The 1,384-nt window shown below is 30.3% G+C and carries 1 protein-coding gene; it reads right to left on the bottom strand.

The genetic code is table 11. From position 1 onward, the window contains the following. Nucleotides 1-567: 567 nt before the first annotated feature. Nucleotides 568-1,384 (bottom strand): helix-turn-helix domain-containing protein (locus QSH13_RS18385; RefSeq protein WP_336621785.1); only part of this gene is annotated, 817 nt, incomplete at its 5' end.

The following is a 1,384-nucleotide window of genomic DNA, read 5'->3' as shown; positions in this document are numbered from 1 at the left end:
CGACTTTTAGTGATTAATCAAATATCAGCCAGTCTATGTATACTCATGAGCCTGATGACATCCCACCGGAAATGACTTCGGATAACACAATGGATGCGAGGGTGAGGAAAACCAGTATAAATATATAATCTTTTTTCGTCTCTGACCGGGCAGGATTCGCTTGTCATAAAACAGATCACTTCTGATACTAACAGCTTATCCGTGAACTTTCCGGATACACAAACAATATAAACAGAAGCACCCCGGTATTTTTGCCACAGAAATTTTACCCGGATTATAACAAATTTAACTATGAACCATTTAACAAATCGTAAACAGGATATTGTCTAACTCGTTGTTGAGTATACTAATGATATAGAAAACCATGTTACACAAAATAAACGATGGAATACATTAACGTATTAATCATTTATTCACTTTACATAAATGCTAACGTATGATGACGGATAAAGAAGAGAAAATAATAATACCTGATTAAAACAAACCTTAATATCACTTACTAACTTAAATAAAGAGTTTTCAAAACAAGCTTAGCTCTGAATTAGCTCATTGACAAAAATAAAAAACTTAACACACCGGTATAAAATAATATAATGAACAAATATCATCAGTATGATGACCAGAAGAATAAAACATCTCAATATCAAATCCCAATCGTCTTTTAAGATTTAATCTGGGTAATTCCCTTGTGTATATAACATTAGATAAAATAACATACTCCGCCCAACTCCCGACAAATGAAAACATATAATACTTTGAACCTTTTTCATTTAAAATAAAACCATCCCCATTTATCTGCTTTATAACATAGTTCACCTTTATTTTATTTTTTGTTTTTTCATCCGCACAAAAATCATAAGAAACACTCAAATAATCACTTGATGCTTTTACCATACTCTTAATATGATTAATTTGACTTTTATTTTTAAAAGCAAGACCTTCAACACTATAATTAGATTTAAACTCAAAAGGAATAGTGATATAAAATGATTTACTTTCACCGAATTTATTGCCTGTGTAATATTCAGAGCATAAAGAAACAGGTTTATGTTTTATATCTTTAAAATTCAAAAACCGGTGCTGAGGAAAATAATATCTGAAATCCCAAAAATCACGTTTCCTGAATAAATTAGGCGTAACCCTGAAATACCGTTTAAATGCTCGCGAAAAACTTTGCTGAGAATTAAATGAATAAATAGTTGATATTTCAAAAACAGAAAGATTTGTTAAGCGAAGTAATACGGAGGATAAGGACAGTTTTCTTGCCAGAATATACTTAGCAATACTTAATTTTGTTTTTTCTAAAAAGATATCCTGAAAGTATCTTTGACTATACCCTGATTTTTTAACAACATCAGTCTGAGAGATAGGCATATTTATATTA

Origin of the sequence: Proteus faecis, assembly GCF_030286765.1 — a bacterium.
In the GTDB taxonomy this organism is placed as follows: Bacteria; Pseudomonadota; Gammaproteobacteria; order Enterobacterales; family Enterobacteriaceae; genus Proteus; species Proteus faecis.
This window is presented reverse-complemented; position numbering and strand designations above follow the sequence as displayed.